This window comes from Streptomyces gobitricini (assembly GCF_039532985.1).
Classification (GTDB): domain Bacteria; phylum Actinomycetota; class Actinomycetes; order Streptomycetales; family Streptomycetaceae; genus Streptomyces; species Streptomyces gobitricini.
Map to the genome: position 1 here is coordinate 105,396 of NZ_BAAASR010000013.1, position 22,178 is coordinate 127,573.

Genomic DNA, 22,178 nt, shown 5'->3' on the forward strand with positions numbered 1-22,178 from the left:
TGTCCCTCGCCCTGTGCCTGGTCGGCGTGGTCCACCTCGGTCTCGGCGTGTCCGGGGTGGGCGTCGGTGACATCCTGGACCTGCTCCTCGGCCACGGCGACGCCCGCACCGAGGACGTGCTGCTCGGCAGCCGTCTGCCGCGCACACTGACCGGACTGGTCGTCGGCGTCGCGCTCGGCGTCTCGGGCGTGCTCGTCCAGGGCGCCACCCGCAACCCCCTCGCGGCGCCCGACACACTGGGGGTGAACGCCGGGGCCTACTTCGCCGTGGTGCTCGTGGCCTTCACCGGGGTCAGCCTCGGCCCGGTCCCGGCCGGAGGCGCGGCGTTCCTCGGCGGCCTCGTCGCGGTCTCCGTGGTGTACCTGCTCAGCCGCAGCGGTGTGATGACGCCCGGGCGGGTGCTGCTCGCCGGTGCGACCGTGGCCCTGGCGGGCACGTCGGCGGCCGAGTTCCTCCAGATGCTCGACGTGCAGGCGACCCGGGGACTGTTCTTCTGGGGCAACGGCACCCTGATGCAGACCTCGCTGGAACGGCCCCTGATCCTCGGCGCGGTCGTCGCCGCCGGCGCGCTGCTCGCTCCGTTCCTGGCCCGCCCGCTGGACCTGCTGGCGCTCGGGGACGAGACGGCCGAGGCCATGGGCGTACGGGTGGAACGCGTCCGCCCCGCGGCCTTCCTCGTCGCCGTGCTGCTGTCCGCCGCGGCCGTCTCGCTCGCCGGGCCGATCGGCTTCGTGGGGCTGATCGCGCCGGTCATCGCACGGCAGTTGGGGATCCGCAAGCACGCGCTGCTGATCCCGACGGCGGCGGTGCTGGCGTCCGCGCTGGTCCTCGGCGCCGACGCGGCCGCCCAGCTGATCGTGACGCCGTCCGCCACGCAGCCCGCGGAGATCCCGGTCGGTGTGGTGACGGCGCTGATCGGCGGCCCGGTGTTCATGGCGCTGGCCCGCCGGGTGAGCACCGGTGACGCCGACACGGGCGCCGCGGTGGTGGTGTCCGACCAGCGGCGTGCCCCCGCCTACGCGGTCGCGCTCGGTGGCGGGCTGGTGGCGCTGGCCGTCGCGGTCGCCGTCTCGCTGCGCGTGGGGGACGTGGAGATCTCCTGGAGCCAGCTCGGCGCGGCGCTGTTCGGTTCCGCGGAGCAGATCACCGAAGCGGTGGTGGACTACCGGCTGCCCCGCGTCCTGGTGGCAGCGCTGGCCGGGGCGTGCCTGGCGGTGGCCGGGGCGGCGGTCCAGTCGGTCGTCCGCAACCCGCTGGCCGAACCGGGGCTCGTGGGGGTGACCGGTGGGGCGTCGCTCGGCGCGATCGCGGTCATCGTCGCGGCCCCGTCGGCGCCGATGGTGGCCCTGCCGGCCGCGGCGGGGGCCGGCGGTGTCCTGATGCTCGCCCTCGTGGTGCTGGTCGCGCGGGGGAGCGGGAAGGACGGGCGGAGCGGGCTGGATCCGACGCGGGTGGTGCTGGTGGGCCTGGGGGCCGCGGCCACGTCGATGGCCCTGGTCAACATCATGGTGGTCAGCGTGCAGATGAACATCTCGTCGGCCCTGGGCTGGCTGGCGGGCAGCACGTACGCCCGGGACTTCTCGGCCCTGGGCTGGCTCGCCCTGCCCGCGCTGGTCGCGGTGGTCCTGGTGATCGCGGCACGGCCGGTGAACCTGCTCTCGCTCGGCGACGAACTGCCGCGCGCCCTCGGGCTGGAGCTCGGCCGCGCCCGGCTGCTGGTCCTCGGCGCCGGCGCGGTGCTGGCGGCGGGTACGGCGGCGGCGGTGGGCGCGGTCGGCTTCGTCGGTCTGGTCGCTCCGCACCTGGCCCGGCGGATCGTCGGCAACAACACGGCCCGGATGGTGCCGATGGCCGCCGTCCTGGGGGCGGTACTGGTGGTGTCCTCGGACGCGCTGGGCCGGTGGCTGCTGGCCCCGACCGAGATCCCGGTCGGCATCGTCACGGCTCTGGTCGGGGCCCCGTACCTGGTGTGGCTGCTGCGGCGGCTGTGACCGGCGGGCCTCAGGAGGCCTGGGCGATACGGGACCGGGGGCGCTTCGCCGTGCCCCCGGTGGCCTCCGCCTCGGGCCGGAGCGTCCGCGCGGCCAGCACGCCGAGCAGGCAGACGAGCGCGGAGGCCAGGCACACGGCGGTGAAGGCGCCGGAGAACGCCGTGCGGGCGAGTGGCTGGAGCGCGGGGTCGAGCAGTTCGAGCCGGCCGGTCTCGACGGCCTCGCGCACCGGGCCGGTGACGCCGGGGCCCGTGCCGAGCCCGTCGCTCAGCCGGGCGGAGAAGATGGCGCCGAAGACGGCGACGCCGGTCGCCGTGCCGAGCGGGTAGCAGGCGTTGGTCAGTCCGGAGGCCATCCCCGCCCGGTCGGCGGGCGCTGCGCCGACCGCGATGCCCATGAGCGGCGGGAAGATGACGGCCCCTCCGATGCCGAGGAGTACCAGCGCGACGACGGTGACGGCCCGGCCGCCCTCGCCGGGGCCGGTGCCGGCCCCGGCGAGGCCCAGCCCGGCCAGCCCCAGGGCCTGGGCCGCGAACCCGCCGGCGACCAGCAGGTCGGGCGGGAACACCCGTTGCAGCCGGGCGACGAAGAGCCCGGCCAGCAGCAGGCTGCCGGTGAGCGGCAGGAGGTGCAGCCCGACTTCGAGCGGGGAGTACGCGTGGGTGCTCTGGAGCCACAGCGTGACGAAGGCGAGCACGCCGAGGCTGGTCAGCCGGGCCAGGAAGCCCAGCACCGCGGCACCGGAGAAGGCCCGGATCCGCAGCAGGGTCATGTCGAGCAGGCCACCGCCGCGGCGCTGGCTGGCCACGAGCGCGGTGGCGAGGAGGACGCCGACGGCCGCCGAGACCAGTACCCGCGGTGCCGCCCAGCCGGACTCGGGGCCCGCGACCAGGGGGTAGTGCAGCGCCAGGAGCGCTCCGACGCCGAGCGCGGCGCCCGTCAGGTCCATCCGGCGCCGGGCGTCCCGTGGCGCCATCGACTCGGGCATGCGGGTGAGCGCGCCGGCCACGACCAGGATGCCGATGGGTACGTTGACCAGGAAGATCCAGCGCCAGCCGAGGACCTGGACGAACAGGCCCCCGATGATGGGGCCGAGCGCGCCGGCCGCGGAGGCGATGGCGGCGAAGGCTGCTATCGCGGCCTGGCGGCGCGCGCCTTCGTACACGGCGGCCATGAGCGCCAGGGTCGGGGCGAACACCATGGCGCCGCCCAGTCCCTGGGCGGCGCGGGCGGCGATGAGGGTGCCGGCGTCGGGTGCCAGACCGCAGGCGGCCGACGCGAGGGTGAACAGCGCCATGCCGGCGGTGAACACGGCGCGGCGTCCGACGCGGTCGGAGAGGGCGCCGGCCGTGAGGAGTAACGCGCCGAACGCCAGCGAGTAGGCCGACACGGTCCACTGCACCCTGGTGAGCCCCGCATCGACATCCCGGGCGATGTCGGACAGGGCGACGTTCACCACGGTCACGTCCAGGGTCATCATCACGCCACCGGCGCTGACCAGGGCGAAGGTCCAGCGCGGGGTACGACGGCGGGAAGGCACCGCTGTTCACCTCCATGAGATGGGGGCTTCGGCCAATCCCGGACGTGGAGCTGATGGTGCGTCGGATGCCAACTGTGGCTCCATGGCCGAAAGTTGACCTTGCCCATTAGGTAAGCCTAACCTAATCTAACTCCGCTTGGACGTCCAGGCGTTCGAGCGCAATGATCCGGACAGACATCGGAGCCGCCTGATGCCCACCCCCGCCGACCATCCCGTGCCCGCGCTGCCCGACGTCGCCCCCGCGGCATGGCGGGAGGCCAATCGACGGCTTCTCGCCAAGGCGATGGGCGAGTGGTGTTTCGAGGACATGCTCAAGGCGGTCGAAACCGGCGACGGCGGTTACCGCATCGACCTCGACAGCGGCACCACGTACGCGTTCACGGCCGCACCCGGCGCGTTCGGCTGGCTGCGGGTCGACCCCGCGTCGATCACCCGCACCGCCACCAGCATGCTCGGCAACTCCATCGCGCAACCGGCCTGGGACGCGCAGGAGTTCCTGATCGAGGCCGCGTCGACGATCGGCAGCGACCCGTCGACCATCGCCACCTACCTCACCGAACTGTCCGCCACCCTGGCCGTCGACGCCGCCCGCATCACCCACGGCGGCGAGTCCGTGGCCGACATGCGCGCCCTGGACCACACCGAGCTCGAGTGCCGCATGACCGGCCACAACCTCCTCGTCGCCAACAAGGGACGCATCGGTTTCTCCGCCACCGACGTACGCCGGTACGCTCCCGAGTCCGCGCAGCCACTGAAGCTCCGCTGGGTGGCCGTCCACCGCGGGCTCGCCGAGTTCCGCGGCACCTCGGAGCTGTCCGAGAACGACATCGTCGACCGGGAGCTGGACGGCGAGACGCGGGCCCGGTTCACCACCGTCCTCCAGGACGCCGGTGTCGACCCGCGGGGCTACGTGTGGATGCCCGTGCACCCCTGGCAGTGGGACCACGCCGTGCAGATCCTGCACGCCGCCGACGTGGCGCAGCGCCGTGTCATCCCGCTGGGCGAGAGCCCGGACGCGTACCTGCCCGGACAGTCCATCCGGACCATGGCCAACGTCACCACGCCCGAGCGGTACGACGTCAAACTCCCCCTCAAGATCCTCAACACCCTGGTCTGGCGCGGCATCCCGCCGCACTGCACCATGGGCGCGCCCGTCGTCACCCAGTGGCTGCGCGGCCTGGTGGAGCGCGACGCGTTCCTCACCGAGGAGTGCCGCACCGTGTTCCTCGGCGAGGTCGCCTCGGTGACCGTCCGGCACCCCTATCTCACCAGACTCGACGACGCCCCCTACCAGCACCTGGAGACACTCGGCTGCATCTGGCGCGAATCCGTGTCGGCGCGCAAGGACCCCGCCGAGCGGGTGCGCACCTTCGCCTCTCTGCTGCACGTCGACAACGCGGGCGACGCGTTCGTCGCCGAACTCGTCCGCGCCTCGGGCCTCGACCCGCAGGAGTGGCTGCGGCGCCTCTTCGACACCCTCCTCGTGCCGATCATGCACGTGCTGTACCGGTACGGCGTCACCTTCAACCCGCACGGGCAGAACACACTGATCGGCTACGACGAGAACGACATACCGAACCGCCTGTACCTGAAGGACTTCGTGGACGACGTGTGCGTGTCGTTCACCGACGTGCCCGAGCGCGGCCCCGAGCCGGACGGGCACGACCACGTGCTGCCCCGCAAACACCCGTCGATCATCAAGCAGCACGTCGTCGACCAGGTCTTCGTCGGCCACTTCCGCTATCTGGCACCGCTCTGCGCCGAACAACTCGGCGTACCGGAGCGGACGTTCTGGCGCCTGGTCCGGCAGACGATCCTCGACTTCCAGCGCCGGTTCCCCGAACTGTCCGAACGGTTCGCCGAGTACGACCTGCTCACCCCGGAGATCCCCCGCTACGGCCTCAACCGCGACCGGATCGTGGTCACCCGGTACACCGACCGCGCGCTGCGCCACGCGCTGTACCCGAACGGCACGCACCCCAACCCGCTGGCCGAGCACTGAGGAGACCGGGCGTGACACCGCTGACCGGGACACGACCCCCGCTGTCCCCCTTCCCGCCGGCCCTGCTCGCCGGGTCCCACGACGGGCTCGCCGAAGTCCTCGCCACCCTCTCCGAGGCGGTCGACACCGCGTCCGCCGCGCGCCGGCCGGACGGCCCCCTCCCGGCGGGCACCCCCGCCGATGTCCTCGCCGCCGCCTCCCGGGCACTGGGCCCCGCCGAGCTGTCCACCGAGGGGCTCGGCCCCAAGGCCGCGCTCCAGCTGCTGACGACCCTCCTGATCGAGGGCGGCATCGACCTGTCGCACCCTCGGGCGGCCGCCCACCTCCAGCCGCCCTCGCTGGCCGTCGCCGTCGCCGCCGACGCCCTGGCGAGCACCCAGAACGCCTCCCTGGACACCTACGACTCCGGGGCCTCCGCCCTCGCCGTGGAGCGCTGGCTCATCGGCGTGCTGATCCACCTGGCCGGTCTCGGGGAGCGGGCCGACGGCGTCCTGACGCCCGGAGGGTCCCTGTCCAACCTGATGGGCCTGCTGCTGGCCCGGGACGCCGCCGCGCTGCGGCGGGGCGTCGACGCCCGCGAGCACGGGGTGGCGGCGCTGCCCGGCCCGGTGGTGTTCTGCTCCGAGCTGGCCCACTTCTCCACCCACCGCGCCTGCGCCGCCCTCGGACTGGGCGAGGCCGCCGTGCACCCGGTACCGGTCGACGAGCGCCGCCGCATGCGGCCCGACGCCCTGGCCGCCGCCCTGGCCGCGCTCGGCCCCGACCGGATGCCCGTCGCGGTGGTCGCCACCGCCGGGACCACGGACTTCGGCTCCGTCGACCCGCTGCCGGAGATCGCCGAGATCGCCGCCGGGCACGGCATGTGGATGCATGTCGACGCCGCGTACGGGTTCGGCGCGCTGTTCTCGCGGCGGCTGGCCGGCCGCCTGGCGGGTCTCGAACTGGCCGACTCGATCACCCTCGACCTGCACAAGATCGGCTGGCAGCCCGCCGCCACCAGCGTGCTGCTGGTCTCCGACACGACCGCGTTCACCTCACTGGACCGCCAGGTCGCCTACCTCAACCCGGTGGACGACTCCGAGGCCGGGTACGACGGACTCCTCGGCCGCAGCCTCCAGACCACCCGCCGCCCCGACGCGGTGAAGGCGGCCGCCACGCTCCTGGCGTACGGCCGCGGCGGCATGGGCCGGATGGTCGACGCGTGCCACGACCTCGCCCGCCACGCCGAGCGGCGGGTCCTCGCCGAACCCGAGTTGGAACTGGTCGCACCGGCCGAGCTGACCACGGTGCTGTTCCGCTACCGCACCGACGACCCGGCGGCCTCCGACGAACTCAACGGCGCGCTGCGCCGCCGGCTGCTGGAGTCCGGCACCGCCCTCATCGGGCGCACCGAGACCGCGACGGGCGGACCCGGCTCCCCCAAGCGGGTGTGCCTGAAGTTCACCCTGCTCAACCCCACCGCCACCACCGACGACATCGACGGTCTCGTGGACTGCGTCCTCGACGCCGGCCGCACCTGTGAACGACTCATCGAGGAGGGCGCCGCATGAGCATCACCACCACGGCGGCAACCACCACCCGGACCGACCCGCTGCACGCGCTCGACCCCCGGGGCGCCGCCGAACACGCCCACATCGAGGCCCTGCTCCGGTGCTGGCTGCGCGAGACCGGTACGCCCGTCACGCCCGGCCCGCTCCGGGTGGAGCTGCCCACCGCCGGGCTGGCCCTCGTCACCGAGGTGACGCACCGCTCCCCCACCGGCTGGCACCGGTTCGCGCCCGCCCGGCTGGAGGGCGCCGGCGGGCCGCTCGGCCCGGTCGCCGACCCGGTCACGGCGGTCGCGCTGCTGTCCACCGAGGCGGCGGTGCGCGGCGGCGGCCGCCCCGGCGGGGTACCGGCCGGTGAGGTCGCCGATCTGGTGGAGCGCACCGCCGAGTCCGTACGCCGGGTCGCCACGTTCATCGCCGAGCGGCGGGCCCGTCCAAAGCCGCCGCCCGGCGTGGACGGCTTCCTGGACGCGGAGCAGGCGCTGCTGCTGGGCCACTTGAACCACCCGGCGCCCAAGAGCCGCGACGGTATCTCGGACCATGACGCCGCCGCCTTCTCGCCCGAGCTGCGCGGCTCGTTCCGGCTGCACTGGTTCGCCGCCGACGAGTCGGTCGTCTCCCACGACGCCGTGGCGGGAGCACCCTCGCTGGCGGGCCGCGACACCGTGGCCCTCCTCGCCGACCTGGCCGGCCGGCGCCCGGACGACGGGCGGGTGCTGGTGCCCGCCCACCCCTGGCAGGCCCGGGACCTGCTGCACCGCCCCCGGATCAAGGCGCTCGTCGCCTCGGGCGCACTGAAGCCGCTCGGCGAGCTGGGCCCCGAGTGGTGGCCCACCTCCAGTGTGCGGACCCTGTACCGGCCGGACGCCGACGTGATGCTGAAGCTCTCCCTCGGACTGCGGCTGACCAACTCCCGCCGTGAGTCGACCCGTACGGAGCTGCGCCGCGGACTGGAGATCAACCGGCTCCTCGACGCCGGGTACGCGCGGAGCACCTTCCTGGCGCACCCCGGCTTCGCCATCACCCGCGACCCCGCCTGGCTCGCGGTGGACGAGCCGGACCGCCCCGAGGGGCCGGACGTGACCGGCCTGGACGTCGCCGTGCGCGAGGTCCCGGACGGCATCGCCGACCTGCGCTGCCTGGTGGGCCTGGTCGCCCCGCGCCCCGGCCTCGGCCGCAGCGCGCTGGGCGACCAGGTCGCGGCGCTCGGCCCCGGGGCGGCCGAGCGGTGGACGGCCGACTACACCGACAAGGTGCTGGTGCCGATGCTGCACCTGTACGCCGCGACCGGCATCGGGCTGGAGGCTCACCAGCAGAACACCCTGGTCCGGCTGGACGCGTCGGGCCGGGTCACCGGCGCCACGTTCCGCGACAACCAGGGCTACTACCTGGCGGCCTCGTACCTGCCCGGACTGCTGAGGCGGCTCGGCGCGGACTCCTCGACGCTCGCCGTGGTCGACGACGCCCTCGTCGACGACCGGCTCTCCTACTACCTGCTGCGCAACCAGGCGCTGTCGGTCGTCGGCTGCCTCGCCGTCGACGGCCTGGCGGACGAGCGGGACCTGCTCGCCGTGCTCGCCGGCCGGCTGCGGGCCGCGCTGCCCGCGCTCGCCGAGGCGGGGCCGGACGGTGACCGGCTGGCACGCCGCTGGCTGGAGGCCCCCACCCTGCCGTGCAAGGGCAATCTGCTGACCCGTCTGCACGGCATCGACGAAGTGCTCGCCCCGCTCGACGCCCAGTCCGTCTACCTCGACGCCCCCAACCCCCTCCGGGAGGCCTCCGCATGACCTCGGCACAGTCGGCCGCGCTCACCGTCCCCGGCCCGCCGCTGCCCTTACTGCCCGCCCCCTGGTCCGCCCGGGTGGCGCGGGCCGAGGGCGCCGACCTGGACCTGGTGCACGGCTGGATGCGGTCGCCGCACATCGACGCCTTCTGGCACCAGGCGTGGCCGCGCGAGCGCTGGTACGAGGAGATCGCCGGGCACCTCGCGGGTGACGCGATCCTGCCGGTCCTGGTCGACCTGGACGGCCGGCCGCTCGCGTACATCGAGGTGTACCGGGTGGTCCGCGACCGGCTCGCCGGTCACTACGCCGAGCTGCCGCACGACCTGGGCGTCCACATCGCCATCGGCGAGGAGGGCCGGACCGGCAAGGGCCTGGGCCGGGCCCTGCTGCGGGCCCTGGCGGAGGGCCTGCTCGCCGCCGACCCGCGGTGCGCCCGGGTGGTCGCCGAACCCGATGCGACCAACGCGCCCTCGCTGAGGGCGTTCGAGGCGGCGGGCTTCCGCCCCGCCGGAGAGATCACCTTCCCCGACAAGACCGCCGCCCTGATGGTCCGTCCGCGCCACGACAAGGACATGCCCCGATGACCGAGACCATTCCCACCACCGACCACGACGTGGTGGCCATCGGCTGCGGCCCCTTCAACCTGGGCCTCGCCGCGCTGGCCTCGACCGTGGACGGCGTCGGCCTGGTCGTCCTGGAGGAGCAGCCCGAACTCACCTGGCACCGGGGGATGATGTTCGGCGACGCGTCGATGCAGGTGAACTTCCTCGCCGACCTCGTCACCCTCGTCGCCCCCTGGCACCCGATGTCGTTCCTCGCCTACCTGCACGACATGGACCGGCTGTACACGTTCACCGTCCGGGAGAACTTCTTCCCGTCGCGCCGTGAGTACGAGGACTACCTGCGCTGGGCGGCGGCGAGGCTGCCGTCGGTCCGCTTCTCGCACCGGGCGGAGGAGGTGCGGTGGGACGCGGAGGAGCAGCGGTTCACCGTGGACGTGGTACGGGGTGACGGTACGCGGCTGCGGATGCGTGCCCGCGACCTCGTGCTGGGCATCGGTACCGCTCCGTACGTCCCCGACGCCCTGGCGGGCCTGCCCGACTCGATGCTGCTGCACACGTCCGAGTACCTGTACCGGGCCTCCGACGTGGCCGCCGCCGGGAAGGTGACCGTCGTCGGCTCGGGCCAGTCGGGCGCCGAGGTGGTGGTGGACCTGCTCGGGCGGAACGTCGAGGGCGGGCCGGCGGTGAGCTGGCTGACCCGCACGTCCTCGTTCGCCCCGCTCGACTACACCAAGATGAACCTGGAGCTGACGACCCCGGCGTACATGCGGTACTTCCACTCCCTGCCGCAGGACGTGCGCGACCGGCTGGTGAAGGAGCAGTGGCAGTTCTACAAGGGCGTCTCCACCGACACCCTGGAGGAGATCCACGAACTGCTCTACCGGCGCCAGCTGGAGCACGGGGCGGCCGAGGTGGAGCTGCGTTTCGGCATCACGGTCGAGTCGGCGGCCGTCGACGGGAACTCGGGGCGCGCGGTGCTGACGTGCCGTCACCGCGACACGGGTGAGACCTTCCCGCACACCACCGACCTGGTGGTGGCCGCCACCGGCTACCGCAACCGCACGCCCGCGTTCCTCGCGCCGGTGGACGGCCTGCTGGCGCGGGACGACCGGGGCCGCCCCCGCGTCCGGGAGGACCACTCGGTCGAGCTCGCCGACGGGGTCACCGGGCGCGTCTTCGTGGCCAACGCCGAGATCCACAGCCACGGCGTCTCCGCGCCCAACCTGGACATCGGCGCGGTGCGCAACGCCACGATCCTCAACGCGATCACCGGGCGGGAGACCTACCGGCTGCCGAAGCGGAGTGCCTTCACCAGTTTCGACGTGCCGAGGCAGGTGTCGTGAGGCGGCCCCGCCGGGCCCCGGCGGTCCGGCGGGGTCCGGCGCGAGATCGGCGTCCCACCGCCGCGGGCGAGGGAACACGGCGCGTACGGCCCGCCCGGCGCTTCCCCGGCGCGCCCGGTGCCGGGTCGGCGCGCGGCGGGGGCCGGCGGCGGTGAGCGTCCCGCGCGCCGATGACCGTCCGGCGGGCACGCCGCCTGCCGCGCCGACCCGGCACCGACGCGGGCGCGTGCGGACGCGGCCGCGAGGGCGCGAGGGCGGGCCGGCGCCAGGTCCCATCGCCCTCGGCCGCCCCACCGTCCTCGGTGGCCCCGGCCACCGGCTGAGTGCCCGGGCCAGGGGCGCGGTGTGCGTCGGCCACGCGCGGTGGCCGGGCGGTCGCGGCCCGGGGTGTACGCGGCTCGGCGGCTCGCGGGGGTCCGGCCGGAACCGGTCGCGGTGGCGGGTGTCGCCGGGCGCGGCGGCGGTACCCGTTCACCCGGGTGTACGCGAGACGGAGGCGAGGCAGCACGATGCGTTTCCAGGACCGCAGGGAGGCCGGTCGCGAACTGGCCGCCCCGCTTGCCGAGCGGCAGCGGCGGGGACTGCTGGAGGACCCGATGGTGCTGGCACTGCCGCGTGGCGGCGTGCCCGTGGCCGGCGAGATCGCCCGGGTGCTGGAGGCACCGCTGGACGTGCTCGTCGTCCGCAAGATCGGAGCGCCGTTCAACCGGGAGGTCGGCATCGGCGCTCTCGTCGGGGAGCAGCCGCCCGTCTTCGACGAGCGGGCGCTCGCGGTGCTCGGCCTGACCCCCGGGCAGCTGAGCGCCCGGGTGGACGCCGAGCGGCGGGAGGCACGCCGCCGTGAGGAGCTGTACCGCGGTGGCCGGCCGGCGCCCGTGCTCGGCGGGCGGACCGTCGTGGTGGTCGACGACGGGCTGGCCACCGGGGTCACCGCGCGGGCCGCGCTGCGGGCCGTCCGGGCCGCCTCCCCGGCCCGTCTGCTGCTGGCGGTACCGGTGTGTTCGAGCCAGGCCACGGCGGCGCTGCGTGGCGAGGCGGACGAGATCGTGTACGTGTACCAGCCGCCGGACTTCGAGGCCGTGGGGCAGTGGTACGACGACTTCGCCCAGCTCACCGATGACGAGGTGGTGCGGGCCCTGAGGGCCGCGCACGGCGGCTGACGCCGTTCAGACGTGTCCCTCGCCGCGTCCGTCGGGTCCGCCGGGCGGGGAGGCGACGCCCCGGCCGGGTTCGAGGACGTCGCGGCGGCCGCCGGTCTGCGCCTTCTCCACCTCGGCGATCTCCGGGTGGTGCAGGTCGAAGGCGGGTGACTCGGAGCGGACGCGGGGCAGCGTCGTGAAGTTGTGGCGGGGTGGCGGGCAGGAGGTCGCCCACTCCAGGGACCGTCCGTGGCCCCAGGGATCGTCGACGTCGACACGCTCGCCGTACTTGGCCGTCTTCCAGACGTTGTAGAGGAACGGCAGGGTGGACAGGCCGAGCAGGAACGAGCCGATCGACGACAGGGTGTTGAGCGCGGTGAACCCGTCGGCGGCGAGGTAGTCGGCGTACCGGCGGGGCATGCCTTCGGCGCCGAGCCAGTGCTGGACGAGGAACGTCAGGTGGAATCCGGCGAACAGGGTCCAGAAGTGGATCTTCCCGAGGCGCTCGTCGAGCATCGTGCCGGTCATCTTGGGCCACCAGAAGTGGAATCCGGCGAACATCGCGAAGACGATCGTCCCGAAGAGCACGTAGTGGAAGTGGGCGACGACGAAGTACGAGTCGGTGACGTGGAAGTCCATCGGCGGGGAGGCGAGGACGACGCCGGTCAGTCCGCCGAAGAGGAAGGTGACGAGGAACCCGATGGCCCACAGCATCGGGGTCTCGAAGGTGAGGGAGCCTTTCCACAGCGTTCCGGCCCAGTTGAAGAACTTCACACCGGTGGGGACGGCGATGAGGAAGCTCATGAAGGAGAAGAACGGCAGGAGCACGGCGCCGGTGGCGAACATGTGGTGCGCCCACACCACGACGGAGAGGCCGGTGATGGCGATGGTGGCGCCGACCAGCCCGATGTAGCCGAAGAGCGGCTTGCGGGAGAAGACGGGGAGGATCTCGGTCACCACGCCGAAGAACGGCAGCGCCAGGATGTACACCTCGGGATGGCCGAAGAACCAGAAGAGGTGCTGCCACAGCAGTGCTCCGCCGTTGGCCGGGTCGAAGATGTGGGAGCCGAAGCGCCGGTCGGACTCCAGGCACAGCAGCGCGGCGGCCAGCACCGGGAAGGCCAGCAGCACCAGGACGGAGGTGAGCAGGACGTTCCAGGTGAAGATGGGCATGCGGAACATGGTCATCCCGGGTGCGCGCATGCCGATGACGGTGGTGATGAAGTTGACCGCGCCGAGGATCGTGCCGAACCCGGAGAGCGCGAGCCCCATGATCCACATGTCGGCGCCGACACTCGGGGAGCGTTCCTCCCGACTGAGCGGCGTGTAGGCCGTCCAGCCGAAGTCGGCGCTCCCGTCGGGCATCAGCAGGCTTCCGACGACGATGAGGCCGCCGAAGAGGAAGAGCCAGTACGAGAACATGTTGAGCCGCGGGAACGCGACGTCCGGTGAGCCGATCTGCAACGGCATGATGGCGTTGGCGAATCCCGCGAAAGTGGGCGTCGCGAAGAGCAGCAGCATCACGGTGCCGTGCAGTGTGAACGCCTGGTTGTACTGCTCCATGGAAAGCAACTGCATGCCGGGGCGGGCGAGTTCGGCCCGCATCACCATCGCGAGCGCGCCGGCGAGCAGGAAGAACGCGAACGACGTGACCAGGTAGAGGTGCCCGATCTTCTTGTGGTCCGTCGTGGTCAGCCACTGCACCACGACACGGCCGCGACCGCGTCCCGCCACCGGTACCGGGGCGACCGGCTCCGTCGTTGTCACCATACGAATCCTCGTCGTCGCACACGCACGGGCAGGACGCGCGGCAAAGTACCCCCTTACCGCCCTCCGTAACGCTACGAGCCGCACGCCGCCACCGCCCGCTTTGCACCCGTACAGCGCTGGACACGTCACCCGTATTGGCCAGCGCCGCCCGCCCGGTCCTCGCGCCGGGCAAGCCGTCGTGCCCGCACCGCGGCCCTCGTCCGGGCCGGCGCCGCGCGCCTGCGCCGCGCGCCTGCGCCGAGTGCCTGCGCCCTTCGGGGCCGGGGGTTCGTCACGCGCCGGGGACGGGGCGTCAGCCGGTGGCCGTGAGGGGCGGGCCGGTGTAGTTCGCGGCCAGTTCGGCGGCGGCGTGCGGCGAGGAGGCGATCCGGTCGAGCTGGGCGAGCTGGAGGCGGGTGTCGAAGGGGGACCGGTCGGGATCGGTGTGCAGGGTCGTGGTCATGAACCAGGAGAAGTGCTCGGCGCGCCAGACCCGGCGCAGACAGGTGTCGGAGTACGCCTCCAGCAGCGCTTCCGAGCCGGTGGTGTGCCACAGCTCCAGGGCGCGGGCCAGCACCACCACGTCGGAGACGGCGAGGTTGAGCCCCTTGGCGCCGGCCGGGGGGACGATGTGCGCCGCGTCGCCGGCGAGGAACAGCCGCCCGTGGCGCATCGGCTCGGTGACCCAGCTGCGCATCGGCAGCACCGACTTCTGGGTGACCGGTCCGCGCCTCAGCCGCCAGTCGGGTTGGGCTTCGAGCGCGAGCCGGGCGTCCAGTTCGTCCCAGATCCGCTCGTCGGGCCAGTCGGCGGGGTCGGTGCCGTTGGGGACCTGGAGGTAGAGACGGCTGACGGCCGGGGTGCGCATGCTGGCGAGGGCGAACCCCCGAGCGGAGTGGGCGTAGATCAGCTCGTCGTGGACGGGCGGTGCCTCGGCGAGGATGCCCAGCCAGGAGTACGGATAGGTCCGCTCGTACGCCGTCCGCGCCGCCTCGGGCACGGCCGCGCGGGCGATGCCGTGGAAGCCGTCGCAGCCGACGGCGTAATCGCAGGTGAGGGTCTGCTCCTGGCCCTCGCGGGTGTAGCGGATCACGGGCCGTGTGCCCTCGGCACCCTCCACGGAGTGGACCTCCGCGCCGAAGAACAGCGGCCCGCCGTCGGTGAGCTGGAGGGCGATCAGGTCCTTGACGACCTCCGTCTGGGCGTACACCGTCACCCTGCGGCCCCCGGTGAGGGACGGAAGGTCGAGGCGGTGGGCGCGTCCGGCGAAGCGCAGCTCGATGCCGTCGTGGACCAGTCCCTCGCGGTCGAGCCGGTCTCCGGCGCCCGCGGCGCGCAGGACGTCGGTGGTGGCCTGCTCCAGGATGCCCGCGCGCTGGCGCCGCTCGACGTAGGAGCGGTCACGGCTCTCCAGGACGACGCTGTCGACGCCCGCCCGGTACAGGAGCCGGGCGAGCAGCAGTCCGGCCGGGCCGCCGCCGATGATCGCGACGGTGGTGTGCATGCGCTCTCCTGTTCGTCCAGTGAAGTAAACTTCACGAATCGGGGTGGGCAGAGTGTGCGCCCGGTACCCCACCCTGTCAACGCCGCGTTCCCCGGCCCGAGCGACGGAGATCCGATGCCCGCCACCAGCCCCGCGCAGCCGCCCCCGGAGGCCGTCGCCCCCCTGATGCGCGGCATCACCGTCCTGCGCGCGCTCACCCACGCCGCCGGGACGCTCAGCCTCAGCGAACTGGAGCGCGCCACCGGTCTCGCCCGCGCCACCGTCGACCGGGTCACGGCCACCCTGGCGCGGATGGGTTACGTCCGCCTCGACGGCCGCGACGCCACCCTCGCCCCGCGCCTGATGGAGCTCGGCAACGCCTACCTGGCCGCGATCCGCCTCCCCGGCCTGCTCGGCGCCCGCGCCGACGCCCTCGCCGACGAACTGGACGAGTCGGTGTCCCTCGCGGTCACCGACCGGGACGGCATCCGCTTCGTCCACCAGGCGACCCGGCGCCGCGCCATGTCCCTCAGCTTCCGCATCGGCGACCTGCTGCCCGCCGAACGCACCGCCCCCGGCGCGCTGTTCGCCGCCGACTGGACGCCGGCGGAGTGGACGCGGTGGCGCGAACACCGCACCTCCGACCCCGACGGCCGGGACTTCCCCGCCGTACCGCCGCCGGCCGTGCCGTACGGCGAGGGGTTCGAGCAGCGGGCCGCCGAGGCGCGGGAGCGCGGCTGGGCGCTGGACGACCAGCGCATCGAGCCCGGTCTGGTCGCCCTCGCCGTACCGGTGCACGGGCCCGACGGGCGGGTGGCGTGCGCGGTGAGCGTGGTGAGCCACACCAGCCGGCACAGCGCCGCCTCACTGCGGGACGCCGCCCTGCCCCGGCTGCGCGCGGCCGTCCACGGCATGGAGCGGGAGCTGCGCGAGGCCCGGCCGCCGGCCCCGGCGCCCGCGCCGTACGGCCTCGCGGCGTGGACGGGGGCGTCCAAACAGGAGCTGGGGCGGGACTTCATCGAGTCGCTGGCCCGCGGGCTGACCGTGCTGACCGCGTTCGACGAGGGGCGGGACGCCCTGACGCTCAGCGCGGTCGCCGAGGCGACCGGCCTGGCCCGCGCCACCGCGCGCCGCGCGCTGATCACCCTGGAGCACCTCGGGTACGTCACGGCCCACGAGCGGACCTTCCGCCCGGCCCCGCGCGTCCTGGAGCTCGGCTACCCCCCGCTCTCCCGCACCACCCTGTCCGCCATCGCCGCGCCCCACCTGGCGGCGCTCGCCACCCGGGTGCACGACTCGGCGTCGCTCGCCGTGCTCGCGGGTGACGACATCCAGTACACGGCCCGGGTCGCCACCAGCCGCATCATGAGCGTCAACATCACCGTCGGAACGCGCTTCCCGGCGTACGCGACCTCGATGGGCCGGGTCCTGCTGGCCGGACTCGCCCCGGCACAGCGGGCGGAGCGGCTGGCCCGCACCGAACTGCTCCCGCTCACCCCGCACACCGTCACCGACCCCGCGGGACTCGCCGCCGTCCTGGACTCCGTCGCCCGCCACGGGTACGCCCTCGTCGACGAGGAGCTGGAGGAGGGGCTGCGCTCCCTCGCCGTACCGGTCCGCGACCGCGCCGGGGTGGCCGTCGCGGCGGTCAACGTCGCCATGCACAGCGTCCGCCGGACCGCCGGGCAGTGCGTGCAGGAGCTGCTGCCGGAGCTGCGGGCGACGGCGGACCGCATCGAGGCGGACCTGCGGGTCGCGGGCCGCTTCGCCCGGATCGCGACGGCCTGATCACCCCGTCCCGGACAGAGTGCGCGAAGTGGGCGGAGGGGGCCGAGGGGGCGCGGTGGTCAGAAGACGGACAGCCCCGTCAGGGTCGTGAAGCGGTCCAGCGCCGCCACGCCCGCCACCGAGTTGCCGCGCCGGTCCAGGCCGGGGCTCCAGACGCACAGGGTGCAGCGGCCGGGGACGACGGCGATGATGCCGCCGCCGACGCCGCTCTTGCCGGGCAGGCCGACCCGGTAGGCGAACTCACCGGCCGCGTCGTACGTCCCGCACGTCAGCATCACCGCGTTGATCTGCTTGGCCTGGCTGCGGGTGAGGAGCGTCGAGCCGTCGGCCCGGATGCCGTGGCGGGCCAGGAAACCGGCGGCCAGTGCCAGGTCGGCGCAGGACGCCTCCACCGAGCACTGGCGGAAGTACTGGTCGAGGAGGTCGGGCACCGGGTTGGCGATGTTGCCGTACGACGCCATGAAGTGGGCCAGGGCGGCGTTGCGGTCGCCGTGCGCGGTCTCGGAGGCGGCCACCCGCTCGTCGAAGTCCAGCGCCGCGTTGCCGCTCTCGGCGCGGAGGAAGTCCAGCAGGCTCCCGGAGGCGTCGCCGGTCAGGGTCTGTAGCCGGTCGGTGACGACGAGCGCGCCCGCGTTGATGAACGGGTTGCGCGGGATGCCGTTCTCGTACTCCAGCTGCACCAGCGAGTTGAACGCGTTGCCGGACGGTTCGCGCCCCACGCCCTCCCAGAGCGCCCCGCCGTCCATGGAGAGGACGAGGGCGAGGGTGAACACCTTGGTGATGGACTGCGCCGAGAAGGGCTGCCGCCAGTCCCCGACCCCGTACACCGTGCCGTCCAGCTCCGCGACGGCCATGCCGAAGCGGCCGGGATCGGCCTCGGCGAGCAGCGGGATGTAGTCGGCGGGCCGGCCCCGGGCCGGGGCGGCCGCGATGTCGGCGGCGATGCGGTCGAGCACCGGACGGAAGTCGGTGACGGGCTGGAAGGAGGGCGGCACGGTGACCCACCCTAAGGGCTACGAGAGGGCCGGCAGCACCCGGTCGGGGGTGAGCGGAAGCTCACGGAAGCGGACGCCGGTGGCGTGGTGCAGGGCGTTGCCGATGGCGGCCGGGGTGCCGACGATGCCGATCTCCCCGATGCCTTTGCTGCCCATGGGGTTGAGGTGGGGGTCGTCCTCCTCGACCCAGTGCGCGTCGATCTCCGGGACGTCGGCGTGGCTCGGTACGTGGTAGGAGGCGAGGTCCCGTTCGGCGAAGCCCCCGAAGGCCGGGTCCATGGTGCTGTGCTCCGTCAGGGCCATTCCCAGCCCCATGATCATCCCGCCGATGAACTGCGAGCGGGCCGTACGGGGGTTGAGGATCCGCCCGGCGGCGTAGACGCCCGTCAGCCGCCGCACCCGTACCTCCCCCGTGCCGGTGTCGACCTGGACCTCCGCGAAGTGGGCGCCGAAGGCGTGCCGGGCGAACGGTGGGGTGCGCTCGGTCTCCGCGGTGGTGTCGGCGGAGGCGGTGACGCCCTCGGCCGGCAGGGGTCCGGTGTGCCGGGCCAGCCGCTCGGCCAGGCGCGTGCACGCCCGGTGCACGGCCCAGCCCCAGGAGGCGGTGCCGGATGACCCGCCGGCGAGTGGGGCGCGCGGCAGGCGGGTGCTGCCGATGCCGATCGACACCGAGTCGACGGCGACGCCCAGCACGTCGGCGGCGACCTGGGCGAGCACGGTCCGGGCACCGGTGCCGATGTCGGTGGCGTTGACGCGGATGTCGTAGCCGCCGTCGTGGAGGGCGGTGGCGGTGGCGGTGGACGGTGAGACCAGTACGGGGTAGGTGGCGGCGGCGACCCCGGTGCCGGTGAGCCACCTGCCCTCGCGGCGGGCCGCGGGGCGCGGGTCGCGGTCGGCCCAGCCGAACCGGCGGGCCCCTTCGCGCAGGCACGCGACGAGGTTGCGGCTGCTGAAGGGCAGGCCGCTGTCCGGTTCGGTGGCGGGCTCGTTGCGGACGCGCAGCTCGACGGGGTCGAGGCCGACGGCGTCGGCGAGCTCGTCCATGGCCGACTCCAGCGCGTACATGCCGGGTGCCTCGCCCGGGGCGCGCATCCAGGAGGGGGTCGGGACGTCGAGGGGCGCGACGTGGTGGTCGGTGAGGCTGTGCGGCGACGCGTACATCACGCGGGCGGGGACGCCGGCTTGCTCGACGAACTCCTTGACGCGGGAGGTGTGGGTGGTGACCTCGTGGCTGAGGCTGAGGAGGGTGCCGTCGCTGCCGGCGCCCAGCCGGACCCGCTGGATCGTCGGCGCGCGGTGGCCGACGACGGCCGCGAGGTGGTTCCGGGGCAGGGCGAGTTTCACGGGCCGGCCGGTGTGGCGGGCGGCCATCGCGGCCAGCACCACGTGCGGGCGCGGGGTGCCCTTGGAGCCGAACCCGCCGCCCACGTGCTCGGAGACCACCGTGACCCGGTCCTCGGGCAGGCGGAAGAGGGCGGCGAGGGTCTTGCGGACCGGGTTGGCGCCCTGGCTGGAGTCGTACACCGTCAGGCGGACCCCGTCGCCCTCGCCGTCCCAGCGGGCGAACGCGGCGTGCGGCTCCATCGGGTGGTTGTGCAGCGGCGGGACGCGGTACGTGACGTCCACGCGGACGGGCGCGGCGGCGAAGGCGCCCTCGGCGTCGCCGCGCTCACGGACCGCCGCCTGGCCCCCGTTGGCCAGGTCGGGACGGTAGGCGTCCGGGTGGTCCTCGGTGAGCGTGACGTCGTGCGGTTCGGCGGCATAGGTGACGCCGACGGCCGCCGCCGCGGCCCGGGCGTCCTCGAGCGTCTCGGCCACGGCGAGGGCGACGTACCAGCCGCGGTGCGGCACCGCGTCGTCCTGGAGGACGGCGAGCGTCGGGTCGTCGGCCTCGCCGAGGCGGGGGGCTGTCCCGGGGGTGAGGACGGCGAGGGTGCCGGGCAGCGCGAGGGCGGCGGCCGTGTCCACGGAGGTCACCCGGCCACAGGCCACGGTGGCGGGTACGGGCCAGGCGTAGGCGCAGTCGGGCGGCGTGTGGGCGTGTTCGCCGGCGTACCGGGCGGTGCCGGTGACCTTGTCGCGTCCTTCTACGCGCTCGGTGGCGACGCCGAGGGCGGGGGCGGGCGCGGCGGGCACCCGGGCGCGGGTGGAGTGCATCGCTGGTCTTTCCGTTCAGGGGCGGTCGGCCGCCAGTTCGGACAGGACACGGCAGGCCAGATTGTGGGCGAGCGGCACCTTGAAGGCGTTGTCCCGCAACGGCTGGGCCAGCCCGAGCTCGGCCTCCACCGCACGGGCGATGGTCCGATCGGTGGGCGTGGTGCCGAGGAGCGCGGTCTCGGCGAGCCGGGCCCGCCACGGCCGGTGGGCGAGGCCGCCGAAGGCCAGTCCGACCCGGCGTACGGTCCCGTCCCCGGCCACGTCGAGGACCGCGGCGACGGAGGCGAGCGCGAAGGCGTACGAGGCACGGTCACGGGCCTTGCGGTACGCGGACGGCAGCCCGGCCGTACCGGGCGGCAGGACGACCGCGGTGATCAGCTCGCCGGGCCGGATGACGGTGTCCCGCTCGGGGTGGTCGCCGGGCAGCCGGTGGAACTCGGTCACCGGCACGGTCCGCTCACCGTCCGGGCCGTGCAGTTCGACGGTGGCGTCGAGGGCGGCGAGGGCCACGGCCATGTCGGAGGGGTGCGTCGCGACGCAGTGCGGCGAGTGGCCGAGGACGGCGTGGTCGCGGTGGACGCCCTCGCGGGCGCCGCAGCCGCTACCGGGCTCGCGCTTGTTGCAGGGCATGGCGGTGTCCTGGAAGTAGGGGCACCGGGTGCGCTGGAGCAGGTTCCCGCCGGTGGTCGCGGTGTTGCGCAGCTGGCCCGACGCCCCGGCGAGCAGCGCCTGCGACAGGACGGGATACCGGTCGCGTACGAGCGGGTGGGCGGCCAGGTCGCTGTTGCGCACGGTCGCGCCGGCGCGCAGCCCTCCGTCGGGCAGCTCCTCGACGGTGTCGAGCGGCAGCCGGCCGACGTCGACGAGCGTGCCGGGAACCTCGACGCCGTGCTTCATCAGGTCGACGAGGTTGGTGCCGCCCGCGAGGTAGCGGGCGCCGGGGCGGGCCGCGTGGGCGGCGGTGGCCTCCTCGACGCTTCTGGCGCGTACGTATCCGAAGGGCTTCACCGGGTCACGTCCTCGACGGCGGCGACGATGTTGGGGTAGGCACCGCAGCGGCACAGGTTGCCGCTCAGCCGCTCGCGGATCTCCGCGGGCGTCAGTTCCACCGGCCCCTGGCCGGACGGCCGGGCGGGGTCGGTGACGTGGGAGGGGTGCCCGGCGGCGGCCTCGGCGAACACGCCGACGGCCGAGCAGAGCTGCCCGGGTGTGCAGTACCCGCACTGGAAGGCGTCCCGGTCGAGGAACGCCTGCTGCACCGGGTGCAGCTCTCCGCCCGCGGCCAGGCCCTCGACGGTGATGACGTCGACGCCGTCCTGGGCGACCGCGAGAAGCAGGCAGCTGTTGGCGCGCCGTCCGTCGACGAGGACGGTGCACGCCCCGCACTGCCCGTGGTCGCAGCCCTTCTTGGCCCCGGTCAGCCCGAGGTCCTCGCGCAGCACGTCGAGCAGCGTGGCCCGGTGGTCGACGGTGAGGTCCCGGGGTTCGCCGTTCACCCGGAGGGTGACGCGGGACCGGGTCGGCACTCCGTCGGGGTGGTCCCCGGGGGCGGCGGGGCCGCCGGAGGGGTCGTGGGGCGGGTGCGCGACGCTCATCAGAGGGTCTCGTCGGCCTCGTCGGGGACGGTGTGCATGGCGGCCTCCTCGGCGGAGGCGGCGGCGCCCGCGATACCCACGTCCCGGGCGACGACGTCCTTCTCGTCGTCCTCCCGCACGCCCTCGTCCGGTGCGACGAGACGGCCGGAGCGCTCGCGGCCGACCTGGTCGCCGAGGGGCTCGCCGTCACCACCCGGGAGGTCGCCGATGCCGTTGGAGGTGTCGGGCTCCTCCAGCGCCGGGTCGGGCACCTCCTCGGCGAGCCGCTGGTCGAGGGTCTCGCCCTCGCGCTGCTCGCGGGCGGTGGTGCCGACGTGGTTGACGGCCAGGGGCCGCTCCGGCGGGGACCAGCCCTCGTCGTAGGGATCGGCCTCCCGGTCCGACAGGGTGTCCTCGGGGTCGAGGATGCCGTCGTCCTCCCGGCCGTCGGAGTCGTCCGGCTGGTAGACGTTGTCGCCCATCGTGCTCTCGGTGTCCATGGCATCGCTCCCGTGGGTGCTGC

At 74.2% G+C, this 22,178-nt stretch carries 16 protein-coding genes; 8 read left to right on the top strand and 8 right to left on the bottom strand.

Annotated elements, in window-relative coordinates; genetic code table 11:
• Nucleotides 1–1,991, top strand: a 1,991-nt coding sequence (locus ABD347_RS10190; RefSeq protein WP_344359279.1) for an iron ABC transporter permease, incomplete at its 5' end; no start/stop codon positions are given.
• 10 nt (nucleotides 1,992–2,001) lie between these two features.
• Here ABD347_RS10190 and ABD347_RS10195 read toward each other — a convergent pair.
• Nucleotides 2,002–3,531 (bottom strand): MFS transporter, encoded by a 1,530-nt coding sequence (locus ABD347_RS10195; protein ID WP_344359281.1) that lies wholly within the window; start codon nucleotides 3,529–3,531, stop codon nucleotides 2,002–2,004.
• A gap of 190 nt (nucleotides 3,532–3,721) precedes the next feature.
• On the opposite strand from ABD347_RS10195, the gene ABD347_RS10200 reads away from it, so the two are divergent.
• The 6 genes from ABD347_RS10200 to ABD347_RS10225 all read left to right on the top strand — a co-directional run bounded on the left by ABD347_RS10200 (nucleotide 3,722) and on the right by ABD347_RS10225 (nucleotide 11,930).
• On the top strand, nucleotides 3,722–5,533 hold the full coding sequence (locus tag ABD347_RS10200) for an IucA/IucC family protein (protein WP_344359283.1): 1,812 nt from the start codon (nucleotides 3,722–3,724) through the stop codon (nucleotides 5,531–5,533).
• Nucleotides 5,534–5,544: 11 nt separating this feature from the next.
• Nucleotides 5,545–7,083 (top strand): pyridoxal phosphate-dependent decarboxylase family protein, encoded by a 1,539-nt coding sequence (locus ABD347_RS10205; protein ID WP_344359284.1) that lies wholly within the window; start codon nucleotides 5,545–5,547, stop codon nucleotides 7,081–7,083.
• On the top strand, nucleotides 7,080–8,867 hold the full coding sequence (locus ABD347_RS10210; protein WP_344359287.1) for an IucA/IucC family protein: 1,788 nt from the start codon (nucleotides 7,080–7,082) through the stop codon (nucleotides 8,865–8,867). The genes ABD347_RS10205 and ABD347_RS10210 overlap by 4 nt, the downstream gene beginning before the upstream one ends.
• Nucleotides 8,864–9,448: a GNAT family N-acetyltransferase gene (locus tag ABD347_RS10215; protein WP_344359289.1), complete on the top strand. Its 585-nt coding sequence runs from the start codon at nucleotides 8,864–8,866 to the stop codon at nucleotides 9,446–9,448. Before ABD347_RS10210 ends, ABD347_RS10215 begins: the two co-directional genes overlap by 4 nt.
• Entirely contained in the window at nucleotides 9,445–10,770 is a 1,326-nt protein-coding gene (locus ABD347_RS10220) for a lysine N(6)-hydroxylase/L-ornithine N(5)-oxygenase family protein (protein ID WP_344359292.1), read from the top strand. Before ABD347_RS10215 ends, ABD347_RS10220 begins: the two co-directional genes overlap by 4 nt.
• Before the next feature lie 509 nt (nucleotides 10,771–11,279).
• Nucleotides 11,280–11,930, top strand: a complete 651-nt coding sequence (locus ABD347_RS10225) for a phosphoribosyltransferase (protein ID WP_344359294.1) — start codon at nucleotides 11,280–11,282, stop codon at nucleotides 11,928–11,930.
• Between the two features lie 6 nt (nucleotides 11,931–11,936).
• On the opposite strand, the gene ctaD is transcribed toward ABD347_RS10225, so the two are convergent.
• Both ctaD and ABD347_RS10235 read right to left on the bottom strand, forming a co-directional pair.
• Nucleotides 11,937–13,679, bottom strand: a complete 1,743-nt coding sequence (ctaD, locus tag ABD347_RS10230; RefSeq protein ID WP_344359296.1) for an aa3-type cytochrome oxidase subunit I — start codon at nucleotides 13,677–13,679, stop codon at nucleotides 11,937–11,939.
• Nucleotides 13,680–13,971: 292 nt separating this feature from the next.
• Complete coding sequence (locus ABD347_RS10235) at nucleotides 13,972–15,162, bottom strand: 4-hydroxybenzoate 3-monooxygenase (RefSeq protein ID WP_344359299.1); 1,191 nt, start codon at nucleotides 15,160–15,162, stop codon at nucleotides 13,972–13,974.
• Between the two features lie 114 nt (nucleotides 15,163–15,276).
• Between ABD347_RS10235 and ABD347_RS10240 the strand changes: the two genes are divergently transcribed.
• A complete protein-coding gene (locus ABD347_RS10240; RefSeq protein ID WP_344359301.1) occupies nucleotides 15,277–16,929 on the top strand; it encodes an IclR family transcriptional regulator domain-containing protein in 1,653 nt (550 codons plus the stop codon).
• A gap of 59 nt (nucleotides 16,930–16,988) precedes the next feature.
• Here the strand turns inward: ABD347_RS10240 and ABD347_RS10245 are convergent, their stop codons facing one another.
• The 5 genes from ABD347_RS10245 to ABD347_RS10265 are packed head-to-tail and all read right to left on the bottom strand — an operon-like array spanning nucleotide 16,989 to nucleotide 22,155.
• Complete coding sequence (locus ABD347_RS10245; protein WP_344359304.1) at nucleotides 16,989–17,924, bottom strand: glutaminase; 936 nt, start codon at nucleotides 17,922–17,924, stop codon at nucleotides 16,989–16,991.
• A gap of 18 nt (nucleotides 17,925–17,942) precedes the next feature.
• A complete protein-coding gene (locus tag ABD347_RS10250) occupies nucleotides 17,943–20,081 on the bottom strand; it encodes a xanthine dehydrogenase family protein molybdopterin-binding subunit (protein ID WP_344359306.1) in 2,139 nt (712 codons plus the stop codon).
• 15 nt (nucleotides 20,082–20,096) lie between these two features.
• A complete protein-coding gene (locus ABD347_RS10255; RefSeq protein ID WP_344359308.1) occupies nucleotides 20,097–21,089 on the bottom strand; it encodes an FAD binding domain-containing protein in 993 nt (330 codons plus the stop codon).
• Nucleotides 21,086–21,676 carry a 2Fe-2S iron-sulfur cluster-binding protein gene (locus tag ABD347_RS10260; RefSeq protein WP_344359311.1) on the bottom strand — a complete coding sequence of 197 codons (591 nt, stop codon included), beginning with the start codon at nucleotides 21,674–21,676 and terminating at the stop codon, nucleotides 21,086–21,088. The genes ABD347_RS10255 and ABD347_RS10260 overlap by 4 nt, the downstream gene beginning before the upstream one ends.
• Nucleotides 21,676–22,155, bottom strand: coding sequence for a DUF5709 domain-containing protein (locus tag ABD347_RS10265; protein WP_344359313.1), 480 nt, complete (start codon nucleotides 22,153–22,155; stop codon nucleotides 21,676–21,678). The genes ABD347_RS10260 and ABD347_RS10265 overlap by 1 nt, the downstream gene beginning before the upstream one ends.
• Between the last annotated feature and the right edge of the window lie 23 nt (nucleotides 22,156–22,178).